This is a genomic window from Granulicatella sp. zg-84, from assembly GCF_010892375.1.
GTDB lineage: Bacteria > Bacillota > Bacilli > Lactobacillales > Aerococcaceae > WM01.
The window spans coordinates 16362-35321 of the sequence record NZ_WNJX01000009.1; the positions used below are offsets into that span (position 1 = coordinate 16362).

The 18960-nt window shown below is 33.4% G+C and carries 17 protein-coding genes and 1 other RNA gene; 4 read left to right on the forward strand and 14 right to left on the reverse strand.

Annotated features, from left to right (window positions below; genetic code table 11):
- The 5 genes from GMA06_RS03005 to pyrR are packed head-to-tail and all read right to left on the reverse strand — an operon-like array spanning nt 1 to nt 3550.
- Complete coding sequence (locus GMA06_RS03005) at nt 1-753, reverse strand: 16S rRNA (uracil(1498)-N(3))-methyltransferase (RefSeq protein ID WP_163561637.1); 753 nt, start codon at nt 751-753, stop codon at nt 1-3.
- On the reverse strand, nt 735-1697 hold the full coding sequence (gene prmA, locus GMA06_RS03010) for a 50S ribosomal protein L11 methyltransferase (RefSeq protein ID WP_163561638.1): 963 nt from the start codon (nt 1695-1697) through the stop codon (nt 735-737). The genes GMA06_RS03005 and prmA overlap by 19 nt, the downstream gene beginning before the upstream one ends.
- An 8-nt stretch (nt 1698-1705) precedes the next feature.
- Nucleotides 1706-2092: a DUF3013 family protein gene (locus tag GMA06_RS03015; RefSeq protein ID WP_163561639.1), complete on the reverse strand. Its 387-nt coding sequence runs from the start codon at nt 2090-2092 to the stop codon at nt 1706-1708.
- A gap of 8 nt (nt 2093-2100) precedes the next feature.
- Complete coding sequence (locus GMA06_RS03020; RefSeq protein ID WP_163561640.1) at nt 2101-3006, reverse strand: aspartate carbamoyltransferase catalytic subunit; 906 nt, start codon at nt 3004-3006, stop codon at nt 2101-2103.
- 4 nt (nt 3007-3010) lie between these two features.
- The gene (gene pyrR / locus GMA06_RS03025; RefSeq protein ID WP_275896928.1) at nt 3011-3550 is read right to left on the reverse strand and encodes a bifunctional pyr operon transcriptional regulator/uracil phosphoribosyltransferase PyrR; all 540 of its coding nucleotides are present in this window, start codon (nt 3548-3550) and stop codon (nt 3011-3013) included.
- Between the two features lie 261 nt (nt 3551-3811).
- Between pyrR and spxA the strand changes: the two genes are divergently transcribed.
- Nucleotides 3812-4204: a transcriptional regulator SpxA gene (gene spxA, locus GMA06_RS03030; protein ID WP_163546558.1), complete on the forward strand. Its 393-nt coding sequence runs from the start codon at nt 3812-3814 to the stop codon at nt 4202-4204.
- A gap of 85 nt (nt 4205-4289) precedes the next feature.
- On the opposite strand, the gene GMA06_RS03035 is transcribed toward spxA, so the two are convergent.
- The 4 genes from GMA06_RS03035 to GMA06_RS03050 all read right to left on the reverse strand — a co-directional run bounded on the left by GMA06_RS03035 (nt 4290) and on the right by GMA06_RS03050 (nt 8410).
- Nucleotides 4290-4787: a hypothetical protein gene (locus GMA06_RS03035; RefSeq protein WP_163561641.1), complete on the reverse strand. Its 498-nt coding sequence runs from the start codon at nt 4785-4787 to the stop codon at nt 4290-4292.
- Between the two features lie 12 nt (nt 4788-4799).
- Nucleotides 4800-5615, reverse strand: a complete 816-nt coding sequence (gene yidA, locus GMA06_RS03040) for a sugar-phosphatase (RefSeq protein WP_163561642.1) — start codon at nt 5613-5615, stop codon at nt 4800-4802.
- A gap of 17 nt (nt 5616-5632) precedes the next feature.
- Nucleotides 5633-6922 (reverse strand): HD domain-containing protein, encoded by a 1290-nt coding sequence (locus tag GMA06_RS03045; RefSeq protein ID WP_163561643.1) that lies wholly within the window; start codon nt 6920-6922, stop codon nt 5633-5635.
- A 198-nt stretch (nt 6923-7120) separates the two neighbouring features.
- On the reverse strand, nt 7121-8410 hold the full coding sequence (locus GMA06_RS03050; protein ID WP_163546562.1) for an LCP family protein: 1290 nt from the start codon (nt 8408-8410) through the stop codon (nt 7121-7123).
- A 175-nt stretch (nt 8411-8585) separates the two neighbouring features.
- On the opposite strand from GMA06_RS03050, the gene GMA06_RS03055 reads away from it, so the two are divergent.
- The 3 genes from GMA06_RS03055 to GMA06_RS03065 are packed head-to-tail and all read left to right on the forward strand — an operon-like array spanning nt 8586 to nt 12553.
- A complete protein-coding gene (locus GMA06_RS03055; protein WP_163546563.1) occupies nt 8586-9095 on the forward strand; it encodes a winged helix DNA-binding protein in 510 nt (169 codons plus the stop codon).
- Nucleotides 9070-10809, forward strand: a complete 1740-nt coding sequence (locus GMA06_RS03060) for an ABC transporter ATP-binding protein (RefSeq protein ID WP_163561644.1) — start codon at nt 9070-9072, stop codon at nt 10807-10809. Before GMA06_RS03055 ends, GMA06_RS03060 begins: the two co-directional genes overlap by 26 nt.
- The gene (locus tag GMA06_RS03065) at nt 10802-12553 is read left to right on the forward strand and encodes an ABC transporter ATP-binding protein (RefSeq protein ID WP_205426190.1); all 1752 of its coding nucleotides are present in this window, start codon (nt 10802-10804) and stop codon (nt 12551-12553) included. The genes GMA06_RS03060 and GMA06_RS03065 overlap by 8 nt, the downstream gene beginning before the upstream one ends.
- An 880-nt stretch (nt 12554-13433) precedes the next feature.
- On the opposite strand, the gene GMA06_RS03070 is transcribed toward GMA06_RS03065, so the two are convergent.
- From GMA06_RS03070 to GMA06_RS03090, 5 genes are all read right to left on the reverse strand, one after another.
- On the reverse strand, nt 13434-14078 hold the full coding sequence (locus GMA06_RS03070; protein WP_163561646.1) for a hypothetical protein: 645 nt from the start codon (nt 14076-14078) through the stop codon (nt 13434-13436).
- A gap of 516 nt (nt 14079-14594) precedes the next feature.
- On the reverse strand, nt 14595-15755 hold the full coding sequence (locus tag GMA06_RS03075) for a class I SAM-dependent rRNA methyltransferase (protein WP_163561647.1): 1161 nt from the start codon (nt 15753-15755) through the stop codon (nt 14595-14597).
- A gap of 69 nt (nt 15756-15824) precedes the next feature.
- Nucleotides 15825-17114, reverse strand: a complete 1290-nt coding sequence (locus GMA06_RS03080; protein ID WP_163561648.1) for an adenylosuccinate synthase — start codon at nt 17112-17114, stop codon at nt 15825-15827.
- A 54-nt stretch (nt 17115-17168) separates the two neighbouring features.
- Nucleotides 17169-17268, reverse strand: an RNA gene (gene ffs / locus GMA06_RS03085) — signal recognition particle sRNA small type.
- A gap of 222 nt (nt 17269-17490) precedes the next feature.
- Nucleotides 17491-18918 carry an amidase gene (locus tag GMA06_RS03090; protein WP_163561649.1) on the reverse strand — a complete coding sequence of 476 codons (1428 nt, stop codon included), beginning with the start codon at nt 18916-18918 and terminating at the stop codon, nt 17491-17493.
- Between the last annotated feature and the right edge of the window lie 42 nt (nt 18919-18960).

An 18960-nucleotide genomic window follows, 5' to 3' on the forward strand; every position in this document is an offset into this window, starting at 1 on the left:
TTAGTTTCCTCCTAATTCTAAAGCATACGATAATGATGAAAGTAAGTACAACGGAGCTGTTTCTGCACGCATAATTCTAGGACCTAGCCCACAAAGTGTTGCACCCGCCTTTTCTAATAATGTAATTTCATCTGGAGAAAGTCCTCCTTCTGAACCAAAAATCGCTAAAAGTCGATCATTGGGTTTTAAAGATGTATATATTTTTTTTAATTGACTCATCTCTGACTGTTTCGCACTTTCTTCATACGCAACAATCACATGAGTGTAATCGTTTAAATGATTTATTAGTTGTTTAAACGACATCATTGGATAAATCGTTGGAACATAGTGCCGATGGCTTTGTTCTGCTGCTTCTTGTGCAATTTTTTGTAATCTTTGTATTTTCTTGTCTTGTTTTTTCATCTCCCATTTTACAACAGACCAACTCGTTTCAACTGGTAAAATACTATGTACACCTAATTCTGTTGCTTTTTGAGCAATAAACTCTAATTTATCCCCTTTAGGTAAGCCGCAAGCAATCGTCACATCAACAGGTAATTCTACCTGCCTATCATCATCCGCAATGTACGTGAGCCAAACAACATCATCTTCTATTTCTGTGATTTCAGCTAGAAATGCACGTCTGTTCGGTTCAACTAAATACACACATTGCCCGACCTTCATACGCATGACACGTATCATGTGGTGATACTGCTCTTTTACAATACCAATTCTATCTTTATTGACAACACTATCTAAAAAGTATCGTTGCATGCATCATCCTCTAGTGGTTTCACACAAATAAGTGACACCCAATCTTTCATACAATTTTCTTGAATAATGTCAAATCCTTTTTGTTGTAACTGTATCATCAGTTGTTCTTTTTTAGACAAAATAATACCGGACAAAATAAAATGTCCACCATATTTCAAGTTGTTCCAAGCATCATCGACCAATTTCTCTAAAATTTCAGCTAGAATATTTGCCACAATAATATCAACTTGTGTATGAACGCCCGTTAATAAATCATTCTCTTTCACAATAATATCTGCATATCCATTTAGGAGAATATTTTCTCGAGCAACACTTGTTGCTTTTTCGTCTAAATCATAGGCTGTCACATGTTTAGCACCTAATTTTTTTGATGCAATACTTAATACACCAGAACCCGTACCTACGTCTAAAACTATCTCGCCTCCACGTATCACACGTTCCAGTGCTTCTAATGATAGTTGTGTTGTTGGGTGTGTACCCGTACCAAATGCCATCCCTGGATCCATTTCAATGATTTGTTCATGCTCACTTGGTTGATAGTCAATCCAGCTAGGTACAACCGTTAAATAACGTGTAATACGTACGGGGAAGTAGTGTTTTTTCCAAGCATTCGCCCAATCTTCTTCTGAAACACTTGATAATAAAATTTCATTTCTTCCTAAAGGCAAATCGTATTGAGTTGCTTCATTTAATTTTTCTTGTATCAAAGACTGGATTTCAATAATATTTTTTGTATCTGGAAAATAACCTGATACAAATACTTCTTGGGTGTCATAAATATCTTCTACTTCAGGTTTAATCTGCCCAAATCCGTCGTCTTCTAAATACAGTAAGTCACTCGGATCTTCAATCGATACACCATTTGAACCTGCTTCAATTAAAATACTCGATACCATTTCTGTTGCTGGCGACGTTGTCGCTATTTTTAATTCATACCACTTCATCTTTAACCTCATTTATATTGTAAATAAAATGTATCAAATCTATTGATGTCTTTTCTTGTTTGAATATATTGTTGAAAGAGCAATTTATCAAAAACAATATCTTCATCATCTGCATGTTTTGCTTTTAGAGTCATGTGTCGTAAATAATCTAAAAATGTATCCACCTCACCTTTTAAACATCCTTTATCTTTTTCAAATGTTAATACAGCAAAATAATACGTTTCATTCAATAAACTAATTTTAGGATCATGTATTAACACTTTAAATTGTTTTTGACTGATTTGGAACATTATTTCTATTTCTGCACGTTCAGATACATTCGATACACGCCAACTAGATACGCTATATTTCGATAAATAGTGTAAAATATATGTAATTAAATCATTCTGTTTCATATTACCTCTTACACTAAAAGTGCTTCTAATATTGCCATATTCATATACACACCGTTTTTCATTTGTGTCAATATACGGCATTTGTCTAATGTCAGTACCTCGGGTGCGATTTCTACACCTTTATTGATTGGACACGGATGCAAAATAATCGCTTTTTCTTTCATGTTCCCTACTCTATCAAGAGTCAATCCATAATCTTTAAAATAGGTTTCATCACTAATGGATAGACTATGTCTTTCACGTTGAATACGTAAAAGAACCAATACATCTACCTCTTTAACTAAAGCGTCCATTGACATGTAATCTCCATACATCTGACATTTATCATTCTGAAATACTTCTGGACCGGAAAAATAAACTTTCATACCTAAGCGTCTAAACATTGCCATATCTGAATTAGCCACACGAGAATGTTTAATATCACCTACAATACCTACTTTTAAGCCTTCAAAAGAACCAAAATGTTCATAAATCGTCATCAAATCAATCATACTTTGAACGGGATGTTCACCCATTCCATCTCCAGCATTTACAATGGTGCATGTCACATTTTTATCTTCTAATAAAGAAGTGTAAAATTGTTCTTCATCAGAACGAATAACAAGTACATCAACACCTAATGTACACATCGTAACAACTGTATCGTGTAAGCTTGCTCCTTTTGTCACACTACTTGTTTCATAATCAAAGCTCAGTTGCTTAATCCCTAAATGATGTTCTGCCATTTCAAAAGCACATCTTGTATGTGTACTACTTTCAAAAAATAAATTGGCAATAAATTTAGGTTCTAAAAAATGGTAACTTGCCCCTTTTTTATATGCAATAGCTCTATCAATAAGCGATTGAACAATCTCTTTACTTAAATCACTAGTTGATACAAAGTGATTTAAATGTTGTAAATTTTTTCTTCCCATAGGTCTACACTCTCTCCAGTACAACCTCATCCACGTTGTCTACTTCTTTTAATCTTACAAAAATTTGCTCTGTTAAAGATGTTGGCATGTTTTTACCGATATAGTCAGCTTTAATTGGTAGTTCTCTATGACCTCTATCTACTAATACACCAACCGTAATGCGTTTAGCTCTTCCAAAATCCATAAGGGCATCCATTGCTGCACGTACAGTTCTAGCAGTAAACAATACATCATCAATCAATACAACACTTTGCCCTTTTATAGAAAAGGGAATATTCGATTCATTCACAACGGGTTGTGCTCGATCATCTATTTCATGTCGGTCATCACGATATAATGTAATATCTAATTCTCCTACCGGAACACTGACACCTTCAAATGTTTGAATTTTTTCTGCAATACGTTTTGCCAAATAAATCCCTCTTGTTTTAATACCAATCAGAACAAGATTTTCTGTTCCTTTATGTCTTTCTAAAATTTCATGTGTAATACGCGTTAACGCTCGATTCATTGCCGCTTCTTCTAAAATCAATATTTGTTCCAAAATATCATCACTCTTTCTCTATTCTTCTTTATTATTATACCGAATAGTTTACAGATAAAGCAACAACCACACTACCAACTCAGGCTTTAGACTGATTTTTTATCAAAAAACACAATATATAGTTACATAAATGCTTCTTATAACTATATAATCGACTTTTTTTAAAAAACCTCTATTTTTTATAAATCATTCATGTTATAATATACGCATAATGACTAAAAAGGTAAAAGCACCTCTAACATTGAAAGGAGTGGTTACTAGATGATTACCTTATATACTTCCCCAAGCTGTGCATCTTGTCGTAAAGCACGTTCTTGGTTAGAAGAACATGATATTCCTTATGTGGAACGTAATATTATTTCTGAACCTTTATCTATTGATGAAATAAAAAATATTTTGCGTGTGACAGAAGACGGAACAGAAGAGATTATTTCTCAGCGTTCTAAAACCTTTAAAAAACTAGATATCAATATAGATGAACTACCATTAAGTCAATTATTAGATTTAATTCACGAAAATCCAACATTATTACGTCGCCCTATTTTAATGGACGATAAAAAATTGCAAGTCGGTTTTAACGAAGATGAAATCCGTCGTTTCTTACCACGTTCTGTGCGTGTATTAGATTTAATTGCTGCACAGCAAGCTATATAAAACAAAACTCGCTTTAGACAGTTTGTCTAAAGCGAGTTCGTATTAACAGCGAACGGACGTTTTGACGTCCGTTCGCTGTTTTTATTTATTTCCATTCAATTGTGTAGGTTACTGCACCGTCAGACCAACGCACAGACATTACTTGGTACCCACTATACTTTTTATCTTGTAACATTTTTAATTTTTCTGGATTATTCAAAACATCTGCACCGTATGAATATGCTTCATCTAATGTATCAAATTCTAATCCTGAATTACCTAAGTCATCCAAACGATGTGCTGTTGATTTTTCTTTTTTTGCCTCTGTTGTTTCACTTGTTTTTTCTGTTGTTTGTTGAGTTGTTTCTTGTCGGGTTTGTGTCGTCACATAGGTTCCTTTTGTTTGTTGTGATTGCGTCGTCATCACTTGTCGTGAAAGGGCACCGTTCTCTAGTTTATTCACTTGATTATTGCGACTTGCATCATTCACTAGTGTAAAAAACAAGATGATTGCAATAGGAATAATAGATAATAGACCTACTGTCACAATAATTTGAATAGGAGAAATTTTTTTATGCGCTTTTCGTTTTGTTTTTTTAGCCATAAGTCACCTCTTTTATAAAACCAATTCCTCTAAAATATGCGCAACACCGTCTTCATCATTTGATGTTGTCATATAAGTCGCATGTTCTTTGACTCTATCCACTGCATTTCCCATTGCAACACCGTATCCAGCAACATCAATCATATCAATGTCATTATCGTTGTCGCCAATCGCCATTATTTGAGAAAGATCTATATTTAGAAACGTAGCTAAAGCTGCTACTGCATTTCCTTTGTTGGCATCTTTATGCAAAATTTCCAAGTAAAAAGGTGCACTTTTTACGAGGAAATATTTTTCTTTTATTGCTTGTGGTATTTTCAACAAAACATCATCTAAAATATGCGGTTCATCCACAAACATCATTTTGTATGGATTTAAATTTATATTTTTTAACTCGTCTATCGTTCGATAAGCAATGGGCATATTTACCAATACAGATTCATACGCTGTATAAATACCAATCATACGATTTGTCGTATATAAAGCATCATCTCCAGCAGCATGATAATGAACTTGTAATGTATCTGCCAATTCTCTAATTTCGTCTAGTTCTTTAAATGTAAAGGAATATGATTGAACAATTTGTTTTTTGTTGGTCGACTGTACCAAGGAACCATTATAGGAAATCACATATTGTTCATCACTCATTAAGTCTAACTCGTTCAAAAGGTTTTCAACACCTTTCGTTGGTCTTCCTGTACATAACACAATTTTTACACCTTTTTGTGTTGCTTTTTTAATTGTTTCTTTTACTTTAGGTGTCAGTTCACCTTTAGAATTTAATAATGTTCCGTCTATATCAATAGCGACCATTTTTATATTCGTCATGACTTCTCCTTAATAAGTTACTCAACTTTATTTAAAATCGTTTTAAACGATTCGTACTCCAATAATTCCTTAGGAAAATAAAACCGTATATCTCCATTTTCTTTTCCTGTTAAAGACTCTACCAACATACTCGCTTTGGACAGTTCAAGTAATGTGCCGTCTTTTTTCATCAATTTAATTGATGTACGTGCTTTCTTTTGGTTTGGTCTATAAAAATCATATGGTAAATCATAGCTATTATTGTATCCTGTATAATATTTTTCAGAAAATCCTTTAGACTCTGAAAAATCAATAATATTCTGTACATAGTCAGAATGCTCTACCGATACAGATTTCAGTGGTTTTCGAGATAAATAACGATGTGCCAAATCTTTTAAAACCGTATCGTTTTCATTTAAAAATAACGTAAAATAGGTGGTCATCACACCGTCATCTAATTTTAAATAATCTTGTAATGTCCATCTTTTTTCAAAAAACGGAATAAGGAGTGGTACATTCTGACTATTCTCTAAAGACCCATTATGGTAACAGTCATTCGCACGTTCAAAAAGGTTGTGAATAATCATTTCAACACCTCTAGAAACTGGATGAAAATAAACTTGCATATACATTTGATAACGACTGACAATGTAATCTTCTACCGCATGCATTCCGGAATAGTCAAAACAAATACCCTCTTTATATGGTTTAATGACTCTTAAAATACGATTTAAATCGAACATACCATAACTAACTGCCGCAAAATAGGCATCTCTTAATAAATAATCCATTCTATCAGCGTCAATTTGACTAGAAATCATTTGCACAACTTGTGGATTTGGATATGTTTTTTGAATAACAGATGCTACTTTTTCAGGAAACTCTGGACTAATTTGCGTTAAAATATGATTGATTTCTGTTTCTTTGGATAAGATAATTTTTGTTGTTAAACTTTCATGATCTGTATCAAAGACTTTTTCAAAAGTATGTGAAAATGGACCATGCCCAATATCGTGCAATAACGCTGCACATAATGTAACAAGTCTTTCGTTATCATTCCACAAGCCGTCCCCTTCTACTTTTGATTTATAAGCACGCTCAAATTTATCGCAAATACGTCTTGCTATTTCATAGACACCTAATGAATGCGAAAACCGTGAATGCTCTGCTCCATGAAAAATAGAGGACGAGGTCCCTAATTGTTTAATACGTCTTAATCTTTGAAACTCTGTTGCGTTAATTAAATCTAGTATTGTTTTATGTTGTACATGAATATAACCATGTACAGGATCTCTGAATACTTTTTCCCTCTCTAATGAAAACGTCATTCATACGCCTCCTCTTCATTCCAATTCGTATACTTTCCTTATTGTAATTATATCTCTTTTAGTTCGTTTTTCAAAGGGGTTGTGTCTATTCATCTTATGATTGTAATAATTTGTTACACAATCATCATCTATTTGATATATCTTTTATTAAGACGAAAAGAGCGTCTATCTGTTTGAAAGACGCTCTTTTATGAAAATTTATTCTTCTTTATTTGTAGTTGTCACTAATGGTTGCTGTACAGATTGTCGTACTGTTTGCTGTATTGTTTGTTCAACGGTCTGTTGTACCGTTTGTTGTATTGTTTCATTTTCAGTCGTATATGTACCAGCATTTCTAGTAGGTATCACAGCACACTCAACCGAATTCCCATTCGCATCAATACATTCTACTGAGTTGTATAAATGATAGATGTCATTATCTTGACTTAACGAAATATCTTTATCAATAAATGTCTGTTGCGTAATTGGATTTAATTTTAATTCTTTACGCAAAATATTACTTACACGTAAACGTTCTGTATCCGTCACAAGTCCGTAATAACCATTTTGAATATCTACACCAAACGCTTCAAAACTTTCTTGCTTCATATTTGTTAGTGCTGAACTATAATCTCTTTGTATTTCTAACAATCTATCAAATGTCAAATCTGTTTGAACATGAGAACTAATTGTATCTAAAATATTTTTATAGTTAAATAATGTATTAGCACTAAGTAATTTTTTCGCTAAAGCTGTAATCAATGTACGTTGTCTGCCCTCACGCCCAGCTGTTCCCTCTGGATCAACCATACGCATTCGAGCAAAAACATTTGCTCCAAAACCATCTAGATGAATCGATTCTCCTTCGACAAAATTATATCCTTCTTGTGAAAAAGTAATTGGACTCACAACATCAATACCACCAATTTTATCTACCAAATCCATCAATCCATCAATATCAATACGGATATAACTATCAATAGGGACTTGTAAATATTGTTGAACAGTATCTATTGTTCCTTTAATACCTCCATAGGCATAGGAATGATTGATTTTATCCCACAAACCATTTTCAACTGTTGCTGATACTTTCATTTTAGCATACGCATCTCTTGGGATACTTGCCAATGTTGTTGTATTGGTTTCAGGATTGATTGTTGCTAAAACAAGTGTATCTGCTCGTGCATCCTCTGAGTATCCATATTCACCACCTTGGTCAATCCCCACCAATAAAACAGAGAACGGATCTCTTTTTTTCAATGCTTCACTACGTAAATTGTCTTTCTTCACTTCGTGAGTTGTTTTATTAACAGCAGTTTTGAAACTATTCCACACATCAAATCCATAAATAGTCGCTCCCCCTAGTAACACAAGCAACACTGTCAACCAAATAAGACGTCTTTTTCTTTTCTTTTTTCTTTTTCTAGTTTCATTTAATGTTGTTCTTGAAAGTGTTTCTAGTGATTCATTGTAATATGGGTCTTTAAAATCGGATTTTTTTCTACGCATATAAACCCTCCATAATTTGTATCATTTGCTATTATACATCAACTCTTTGAAAATTTCTTTATTTTACACTATTTTGTTACATATATGTAACAAAAAACAATTCATTTTCATTTTAATAGGTTGCCTACCTATTAAAATTATGATACACTACTTAACAAAGAAATGGAGGTGCATCATGCCAAATCAACACAAACTTATCCAAGAAATGCTACAAACCTTTAAACGAGTTAGCAAAATATCCGTATTTAGAAATACCGTAGAATCTCTGACAGAGATGGAAAAATGTCTTTTAATGAAACTTTATTTTTATGAACAAGATCATAAAAATCCACTATCAATCAAAGAACTTAGCCATATTTTCAATATACGATCAGCATCTATTATCCAATTTATAAATGCTTTAGAAAACTATCAATACGTTAAAAGAGAACACTCAACAGAAGATAAACGTATGACCTTTATCACGCTAACAGAAGTAGGCAGACAGCTTGCCGTTGCTGTTTATAAAGATGATTTACGTATATTCGATACATTAGAAAAAAAATTTGGTAGCACTATTTCCACTACTTTAACACAATTAAACAATATTTTAGATACATTAGAAAGTATGCCAATAGAGCACATTACACTTTCTAATCAAGAAAGGAGTCACACACAACATGACACAAATTTGGACACACGTTAGCCGCTATAAAAGGCAGCTCTTTTTTATTTTTGGATTAACAATTTTACAAGTGAGTGCTAGTTTATATACCCCAACCATTTTATCAACATTAGTTTCAGAAGGTATTTTAAAACAAAATAATAATCAAATTTATTTACAAGGTACATATATGCTCATCGCTTCTCTTATAGATCTTGTTTTATCTATATGGATTGGATTAAAAATCGGAAAATTTGCAACTGGTCTAGCAAAAGACTTGCGTTCTGATTTATTTCATCATATACAACATTTCTCTACACAAGATTTTCAAGAGTTTGGGACTAGCTCTTATATCAACCGTACAACAACTGATGTACAAACATTAAGTCAAACTTTAGGATCTGCTATGCGACTAGCACTAACAGCTCCACTTGTTTTTATTGGATCTATTATTTTATCTATTCGGATTAGTTTAGGCTTATCTATTGTCTTAATGGTATCTATTCCAATTTTAGTTGTCTTTGTGTTCTTACTTGTGAGAGCTATTTCCAAAGATTTTACAAAACTTCGTCAATTTACCGATAAAATGACACAAATTGTACATGAAGGCCTAACTGGTGTACGTGTTATTCGTGCTTTTAATAAAGATACATTTGAGCTAGAACGTTTTAATACAATCAATACCAATTATAAACAACTACTTTTTGATATAAATCTAAAATTCAGCTACATCATGCCTACAATGATGATTATGATTAATTTCTCAAATTTAGCAATCGTTTGGTTAGGTGGACAATTTATTCAAAATAACTCTCTCGATTTGGGAGATTTAATGGCAATTTTACAATACTCTTCTCTAGTACTTATTTCTTTAATGCTTTTATCTATGGTTTTCATTATGATTCCACAAGGTATTGTATCTGCCAATCGTATTAACTCTGTACTTGAACAAAAACCTGAACAAACTTTTTCTAATGAAAGAAAAGGATTGAGCAGTATCACACATGTTCAATTTGATAATGTATCGTTCAAATACGATGGTGCAGAGAAAAAAATGTTGTCAAATGTATCATTTGAAGCAAAAACAGGTGAAAAAATTGCCATTATTGGTTCAACTGGTGCAGGAAAATCTACATTGATGAATTTATTATTACGCTTTTTAGATGCCACAGAAGGTACCATTACTTATAATGGCACAAATATACAAGACTTTGAAGAAGTTGAGTTACGTCAACAACTTGCTTTAGTCCCACAAAATAGAAATCTATTTTCAGGTACTATCGCAGATAACTTACGTTTTGGGAACGAAAACGCGACAGAAGAAGAGATGATTAGCGCACTAAAAGCTGCTCAAGCATGGGAATTTGTTTCTAAATTAGACAACACATTATATGCACGTGTCGAACAAGGAGGAGAAAATTTCTCTGGAGGACAAAAACAACGTCTAGCAATTGCTCGAGCTTTGGTTAAAAAAGCATCTATGTTTATTTTTGATGACAGTTTTTCTGCTTTGGACGCTAAAACAGAATCCCAGTTACGTCAAAGTTTGAAACCTATTAATGAACAAGCCATTGTTTTTGTTGTTGCACAGCGTATTTCTTCTGTTACTGATGCAACAAAAATAATTGTATTAAATGAGGGAAATGTCGTTGGCATTGGTACACACGACGAATTAGCACAATCCAATACGGTTTATCAAGAAATTATGCGTTCACAATCAAACTTTGAGGAAATGGAGGATGTACAACATGGATAAAAAACAACATCAAAAAGCACTTTTACGTTTATTAACATATATGAAGCGCTATTCTTTAGCACTCGTTGCTATTATTATCATTACTATCCTGTCAGTCTTTATGGATGTACAACTCCCTAAAATTTTAGGAGGAGCTACCACACTGATTTTTGATAGCTTTTCACAAAATCAACAAGTCGACTTCAACGGATTATGGCAAATCGCTCAAACACTGATTATTTTGTATGTTCTTGCTGCAGCTTTGAACTTTTTAGGAAAATATATTTTATCCATTATTCAAGCGGATATTATGTATCGACTACAAAAAGAAGTTAAAGAAAAATTAGTACGTGTGTCTATTCGTTACTACGATGAAAACTCAAAAGGTGATTTACTGAGTCGTGCAACAAATGATATGCAAACTATTGATAATGCTCTCGGACAAATTACAACCCAAATTTTAACGTCTGTTTTTACACTAATTGGTATTGTTTATATGATGTTCACTATTCATTGGGGTATTGCTTTATTAGGTATTTTGGGTATTCCTTTATCTTCAATGGTTATTTCATATATTACAAAACATTCACAAGTATTATATGTTAAACAACAAAATCGTTTAGGCGCCTTAAACGGTTATATTGAAGAACATTATACAGGTCATGAAATTGTCAAATCGTTCAGTTATGAAGAACGTTCTATGGATAAATTTAAAGCCATGAATGACAAATTATACCAAGCTAGTTGGAAAGCACAATTTCTATCTGGCATGATGTATCCTATTTCTCGTCTTATTAACAATATAGTTTATGTCTTTATCGCTGTTATCGGCGGCTTGTCAGTTAGTGCGGGAGCTTTATCTGTCGGAAGTATTCAAGCTTTATTACAATATACACAACAACTAAGTCGTCCAATGGGAGATGTAGCAAATATGATTGGCTTAATGCAAGCTATGAGTGCTGCGTGTCAACGTGTCTTTGATTTACTAGATGCTCCCGAAATGGAAATGGAAGAAAAACCTGAATTACCAAAAGTTGACGGACAAGTTGACTTCGACCATGTATCGTTTGGATACAGTATCGACAAACCACTGATGAAAGATTTGAATATCCATGTGAAAGCCGGACAAACTGTGGCGATTGTCGGCCCAACAGGAGCAGGAAAGACAACTGTTATCAATTTGCTCATGCGTTTTTATGATATTACAGGTGGTAAAATTTTTATTGACGGACACGACATTTCAAACTATAGTAAACAATCGCTTCGTGATAATGTCGGTATGGTACTGCAAGATACGTGGTTATTTAACGGAACTATTCGTGAAAATATTCGTTACGCTAAACAAGACGCAACAGATGAAGAAGTAGTATCCGCAGCAAAACAAGCATTTGCTGATGATTTTATTCGTAAATTGCCACATGGTTACGATACAATCATCACCGAAGAATCCGATAATATCTCACAAGGGCAAAAACAATTATTAACGATTGCTCGTGCCATTTTAGCAGGACCGTCTATTTTTATTCTTGATGAAGCAACATCAAATATTGATACACGTACCGAAATGCAAATACAATCTGCAATGGATCATATTATGGCAAATAAAACATCCTTTGTTATTGCACATCGTCTATCAACTATTCGTGATGCGGATAAAATCCTTGTGATGCAACAAGGAAATGTTATCGAGCAAGGAACACATGACGAATTATTACAAGCAAATGGATTTTATGCCGGACTATATCGTGCTCAATTTGAACAGTAGTGCTAATATAAAGAAAGCGAAAAAATGGCTCTTTATCAACTCATGTTGGTAAAGAGCATCGTCAAAAGAACGGCTAACCTAAAAGTCAAAACAAAGACGAGGTAGGGTCAAAAAATCATGACACGATAAATTTAGCTTTTTGAAAAATATGATGACATCAAAACTAAAGCGGAGAAAACAAACAGCCTAACACTGTTTGTTTTCTCCGCTTTTATCATATACTGACTTTTGGGTCAGCCTTTATTTTTTTGACCTAGTTTTATATGTAAAATTCTTCTACTAAGACGATTTAATGAAAAACATCAAAATAACGAGCGTATATTATACTGATACTGTTTGAAAATATCTTATATATTGACATAAATAAAAGATAGAGAAACATTTCAGTGATAAACTCACAAAAATATCACTCTATCTTTTTTATCATATTTTTTTCATCCTAGAATACTTTTGACTTACTCCCTAGGGAATTTTCTTGATATAAAAATAAAACTACTCATCAAAATAATCGAACTCATTACTAGCACTCTTTCTGTCAGCATCCATAATGACAAGCACAAAATGATATTCCTAGCAACCCAAGGATGTGGGTAAACTGTCCAAAACAACAGCGTTAAAACAATACCTACTATATAAATGATAAAGATACGTTTATATTTAAACGCTCGCTCCAAAACGGTGGCTTTGAATAATAGTAGATGTGCGAATATCCCGAAACAAAATAGTCCTCCGGTAATAATCAGCCCCACGGTATTTCCTCGTTGTACAAGAGTATTTATCTCTTCAACACAATATGGCGTGACGAATAAAAACGCAATATAAAAAAGAATAGATATATAATATCGATACAATCGCATGATACATCACTCCCTATAGAATTTTAAGAAAAAGGAAATTCGATTTTTATTAAATACGTTCCACTCATACCAGAAACTCTAGATACTGCTTCACTCCAAGCTCTTGGAGATAATGGTCCCCACAATCTAACATTATATCCCCAATTTAACGAATAGCTAAATGAATTAGTAGATACATCTGTTTGAAAAAGTTTTCCAGTACCCGAACCTGAGTGACATCCTACTTTTCTACTTATAAGATAATATATATCACCAGGTTTCCAACTACCGTAAATTCTATTCACTCTAATTTTTTCATTATTAGAACTTACATCATAATCAACATATAGTTCAGCTTTGACCCCTGCGATATACTTACTACTTCCATCAACATCTCTATCTTCACCAATGGTGTTTTTTTCCAACGGTATTTCAATTTCGTAACCAGCTGTATATGATTTTCTAGCAAACGTACTTAAAGTCTGTTTATGTGTAACATTAAGCACTTTTACTTTATCACTTGTTAACTCTATTTTATCTCCTACCTGACGCAACTGTAAATCATCTACATTTACAACAGTAACATCTAAATTTTGGATATTAAAATCTGCCTCTTCTGCACTGACAAACCCAAAATTTATAAATAATAAAATAATCAAAAACGTAACAACACTTATCACTTTTTTCATAATATTTCCTCCTTTTATCATTAAATAAAGTTCTATAATCTAATCCAATAAAATATCCCCATTTTTGTACCTATAACAATTTCTATAGTACATTTTATCCACATCTTTTTATTATATTATTATTATTTTAACTTTTTTTATAATTTTGTCAACGCTTTAATTTTAATCTTTTAGAAATGGTTGACCTTAAATATATACGATTAAACGTGTGCTGTCTTAACAGTCAGCACATAAAGAGAACCACCACTATTTATATGCGAGGTGTCTTTTTGAAAACGCTAGTCTAATACTATTTTTTATAACAATTGTCTTTTTATCTCTACAAATACGGCTAACCTAAAAGTCAAAATAAAGACGAGGTAGGGTCAAAAATCATGACACGATAAATTTAGCTTTTTGAAAAATATGATGACATCAAAACTAAAGCGGAGAAGACAAACAGCCTAACACTGTTTGTTTTCTCCGCTTTTATCATATACTGACTTTTGGGTCAGCCTGTATCATCACATTTTCTCTTTAGTCTACTTTCAAAATGATAACTTTTAAATAGTTCGATAATTCAACTTGTTTTAAAGTCGTAAAATCTTCTGGTAGCCTAAATACTTTTTCAATCGTATAGGCTCTTTTTAGTCGTTTAAAGGCTTTATCAATCATTGCAACAAAATCTGTATATGACACATTTGAGGCATTTGTTGATGCAACAATGTAGCCATGTTTTGATGTTATATGAATGGCATCTTCGAGTAATTCTGTATAATTTTTTGCCACAGAAAATGTTCTTTTCTTCGTTCTGGCAAAACTTGGTGGATCCAGTACAACCCAATCAAATACTAACTCTTTTTTCTTCGCATATTTGAAATAATCAAAAACATCCATAACATATAGTTTTTGAGAATCCATGGACAAACCATTCACATCAAATTGTTCTGTCGTTTTTTCAATACTTCGTTTCGCTACATCCACACTTGTCGTCTGACTTGCTCCACCAACAGCGGCCGCAACCGAAAATGCTCCTGTATAACTAAAAGTATTCAATACCGATTTACCTCGACATTTTTCTTTTAAATATGCTCTTACTTCTCTTTGATCTAAAAAAATTCCGGTCATTAAACCGTCGTCCATATATGTCGCAAATTTTACACCATTTTCTTCAATGATTAATCGCTCAATAGGTTGGCCAGTGACAAAACGTGATACAAATAGAGGATTCTCATATCTCAATTTTTCATAAACAGATTGGCACTCTGTCACAACTTTTAAAAAGACTTCTATAATTATATCCGCATAAGCATAAATCGCTTGCGTATACCATGAAAAAACTGCAACTCCCTCATACATATCAATCGTAAATCCTCCTAATCCATCTGCTTCCCCATTATACAAACGATAAGCAGTAGAAGAAATCACCAAAGATTGTTTTCGTTGATACACCTTATACAATAAATTTTCAAAAAAACTAGCGGATAGTGTTTCTTTTGGGTTTTGACTAAAGACAAATCCAATCCCTTTGTTCTGCTTCCCTAATAATGCTTGTGCAACGAATTGTTGTCGCTCATCGTACAAAGCCACTACTTTTCCCTCTGCAAATGATATAGAAGAAAAGTCTTTTTCTACTAATAAAGGGTTACCTCTTTTTATTTTTTGAGCACTTTGTCGTGTGATATAAGCTTTTTCCATACTATTCCTTTCTTACTCTACACATTTTTATCATAAAAAAGCACGATACTAAGTACCGTGCCTTTGTCATTATCCCCAAACACTTTCCAACACATTCGTTTGATCTCTATCTGGACCAACAGAAAATGTTGAAATACGTACACCAACTAATTCTGATACACGACGTAAATATTGACGTGCATTTTCTGGCAAATCTTCTAATGTACGGCAACTTGTAATGTCTTCAGACCAACCCGGTAACACTTCATACACAGGTGTACACTCTGACAATTCTTTTAAACTTGCTGGATAGTGTTCAATTCGTTCGCCATTTGCTTTCTCATAAGCAACACAAATTTTAACTTCATCTAAACCACTTAAAACATCTAAACAGTTTAAAGATAAATTCGTAATACCCGATACACGTCTTGCATGACGCATCACAACACTATCAAACCATCCAATACGTCTTGGTCGACCTGTTGTTGTTCCATACTCACGACCAATTTCACGGATACGATTTCCGACTTCATCAAATAATTCTGTTGGGAATGGTCCATCTCCTACACGCGATGTGTATGCTTTACAAACGCCAACAACTTTTGTGATTTTTGACGGTCCAACACCACTACCAATGGTTACACCACCAGCTACCGGATTAGATGATGTCACAAATGGATATGTTCCTTGGTCAATATCTAACATGACACCTTGGGCACCTTCAAACAATACACGTTTACCTTGATCCAATGCATCATTTAAAATTACAGATGTATCACAAACATATTGTTTAATTTGTTGTCCATATTCATAATATTCTTCAAATATATCTTCAAATTTTAATGGTTCTGCTTGATATAATTTTTCAAATAATCTATTTTTTTCTTCTAAATTCGTACGTAAACGTTCTTCAAATATTTCTTTATCTAATAAATCTGCCATACGAATACCGATACGAGCTGCTTTATCCATATAAGCAGGTCCAATCCCTTTATTCGTTGTACCTATTTTATTATCACCTTTAGATTGTTCTTGTAATGTATCTAATAAAATGTGGTACGGCAAAATCACATGTGCACGAGAAGAAATACGTAAATTTTTTGTATCAACATTTCTTTCTGCTAAATATGCTAATTCTGTTACTAAAGATTTAGGGTTTACAACAACTCCGTTCCCAATAACACTAATCTTTTCTGGATAAAAGATACCTGATGGAATGAGATGCAATTTATACGTAACACCACCAAACTTAATTGTATGTCCTGCATTATCTCCACCTTGATAACGTGCGATAACCTCTGCATTTTCACTTAAAAAGTCGGTAATTTTACCTTTTCCCTCATCGCCCCATTGGGTTCCAACAACTACTACTGATGCCATAATTTACACCCTTCCTTAGAGTAAACAGATTTATTTACTTCTTCGATTTTTTATGTTTCCGCAAAAAAGTACAGCACATGAGAAATCCTATTTATAGCTGCTTCCTTCCGGATCTGACTCGGTTCATAAGCTTCTCATTGCCGTACTTCGATATTATAACAAATTCTTTTTTATTTTTCCACTAAGAATACAGGATTTCTCTAAATTTTCTTTTTAATCATCTATTTGACAGAAAAATCCGACTATTTTTGTCGAATTCAAGAATTCTTAAAATAATACATAAACATTCATTTCTATAACCCATTTATATACTACGACAAGTAAAAATCGAAAATACACTTTTGACTAATAAATACCTTTGATACCGCATTATTATCTATGAAAGGAAATAAGGTTCCAACTGTTCTGATAAAGCAAATAAAATGTCTTCTCGCCCTTTTCTAGCCGTCAACTGTACACCAAGTGGTAATCCGTTTTTGGTTTGATATATCGGTAAACTAATAGCAGGTTGTCCCGTCAAATTGGCCTGTTGGGTAAAAGGTGTTAATGTTAATCCTTTTAAAAACATCTCCCAAACAATATCTAATTTTCTTTTAGTAGATGTCGTACTTTCCACATCATTTGCCATTTTTTCAAACAATTTATGTTGTATACCATATTCTGTTAGTTTAGGCGCTACATCTGCTGTACTTGGTTGCAAAAACACATCATATTCTTCATGAAAATCAGTCACTACCGCTGCAGCACTGTCCCAACAAGATAGAGCTTTTGTATAATCACTCGCTAGTAAATCTTTACCTGATTGATAAATAATCCATGCCATTATATTCATATCCTCTCGTGTTAAAGGACGCTTTAAAGACATTTCCATATCGCAAAACATCGCTGCTGTTTCTGCACTATTCATCATATAATAACTTTGCATCAATCCAATACCGTCTAATTTAGGTGTTGCTTCTTCTACAATACAACCCAGTTCTTTTAGCATTTGTACTGTATAATAAACAGCATTTTTCGCAGCATCCGAAACCGGTGTTCCTACCGGTGACTTGGTGCTATATGCAATTTTTAAAGGCTTAATCATAGGTAGCTCTTTATTTAAAGGCAAGGTAAAGGGACTTTCCCACTGTTCTGTTTGAAGTGCATAGAATAAGTCTTTTGTATCTCGTACGCTTTTTGTAATAGCAAAATGAATAGATGCTCCTTGCCACCCTCGGTAACTAAATGGTCCAACAGGAATACGCCCTCTGCTCGGCTTTAGTCCGATTGTACCTGTCCAACTAGCCGGAATACGAATTGACCCTCCTCCGTCACTTGCCAGAGCCAAAGGAATCATATCACCGGCAACCGCACTAGCAGCACCTCCACTGGAACCGCCCGCATGTCTTGTCATATCAACAGGATTTCTTGTCGTACCATATAACATATTGTCTGTAAAATTAGTAAATCCAAACTCTGCTGCGTTTGTTTGCCCAATCACAATAAATCCTAATTCTTCTATTTTTTTAACGAGATTGTCTGTATGATTAGATACATTGTTTTGTAACAAAGAACTACCACATGTATTAAGTTCTCCTTTTAGATTTTGTCCTAAATCTTTTAATAAAATAGGCACACCTTTATACATTGTCTTAGATAATGGTCTTGTCTGTATTTCATATAAAGCTTTATCGTATCGTGTGCGCACAACAGCATTTAATTGTGGATTGATATTCTCTATCTTTTTTATCGTTTCTAATAACAGTTCTTCAGCAGATATAGCACCTTTTTGAATTTGTTTTGCCCAATATAAAGCATCTTCCATGTTTATTCCTCTTTTACTGTATAATGACTCTGTGATGCTTTT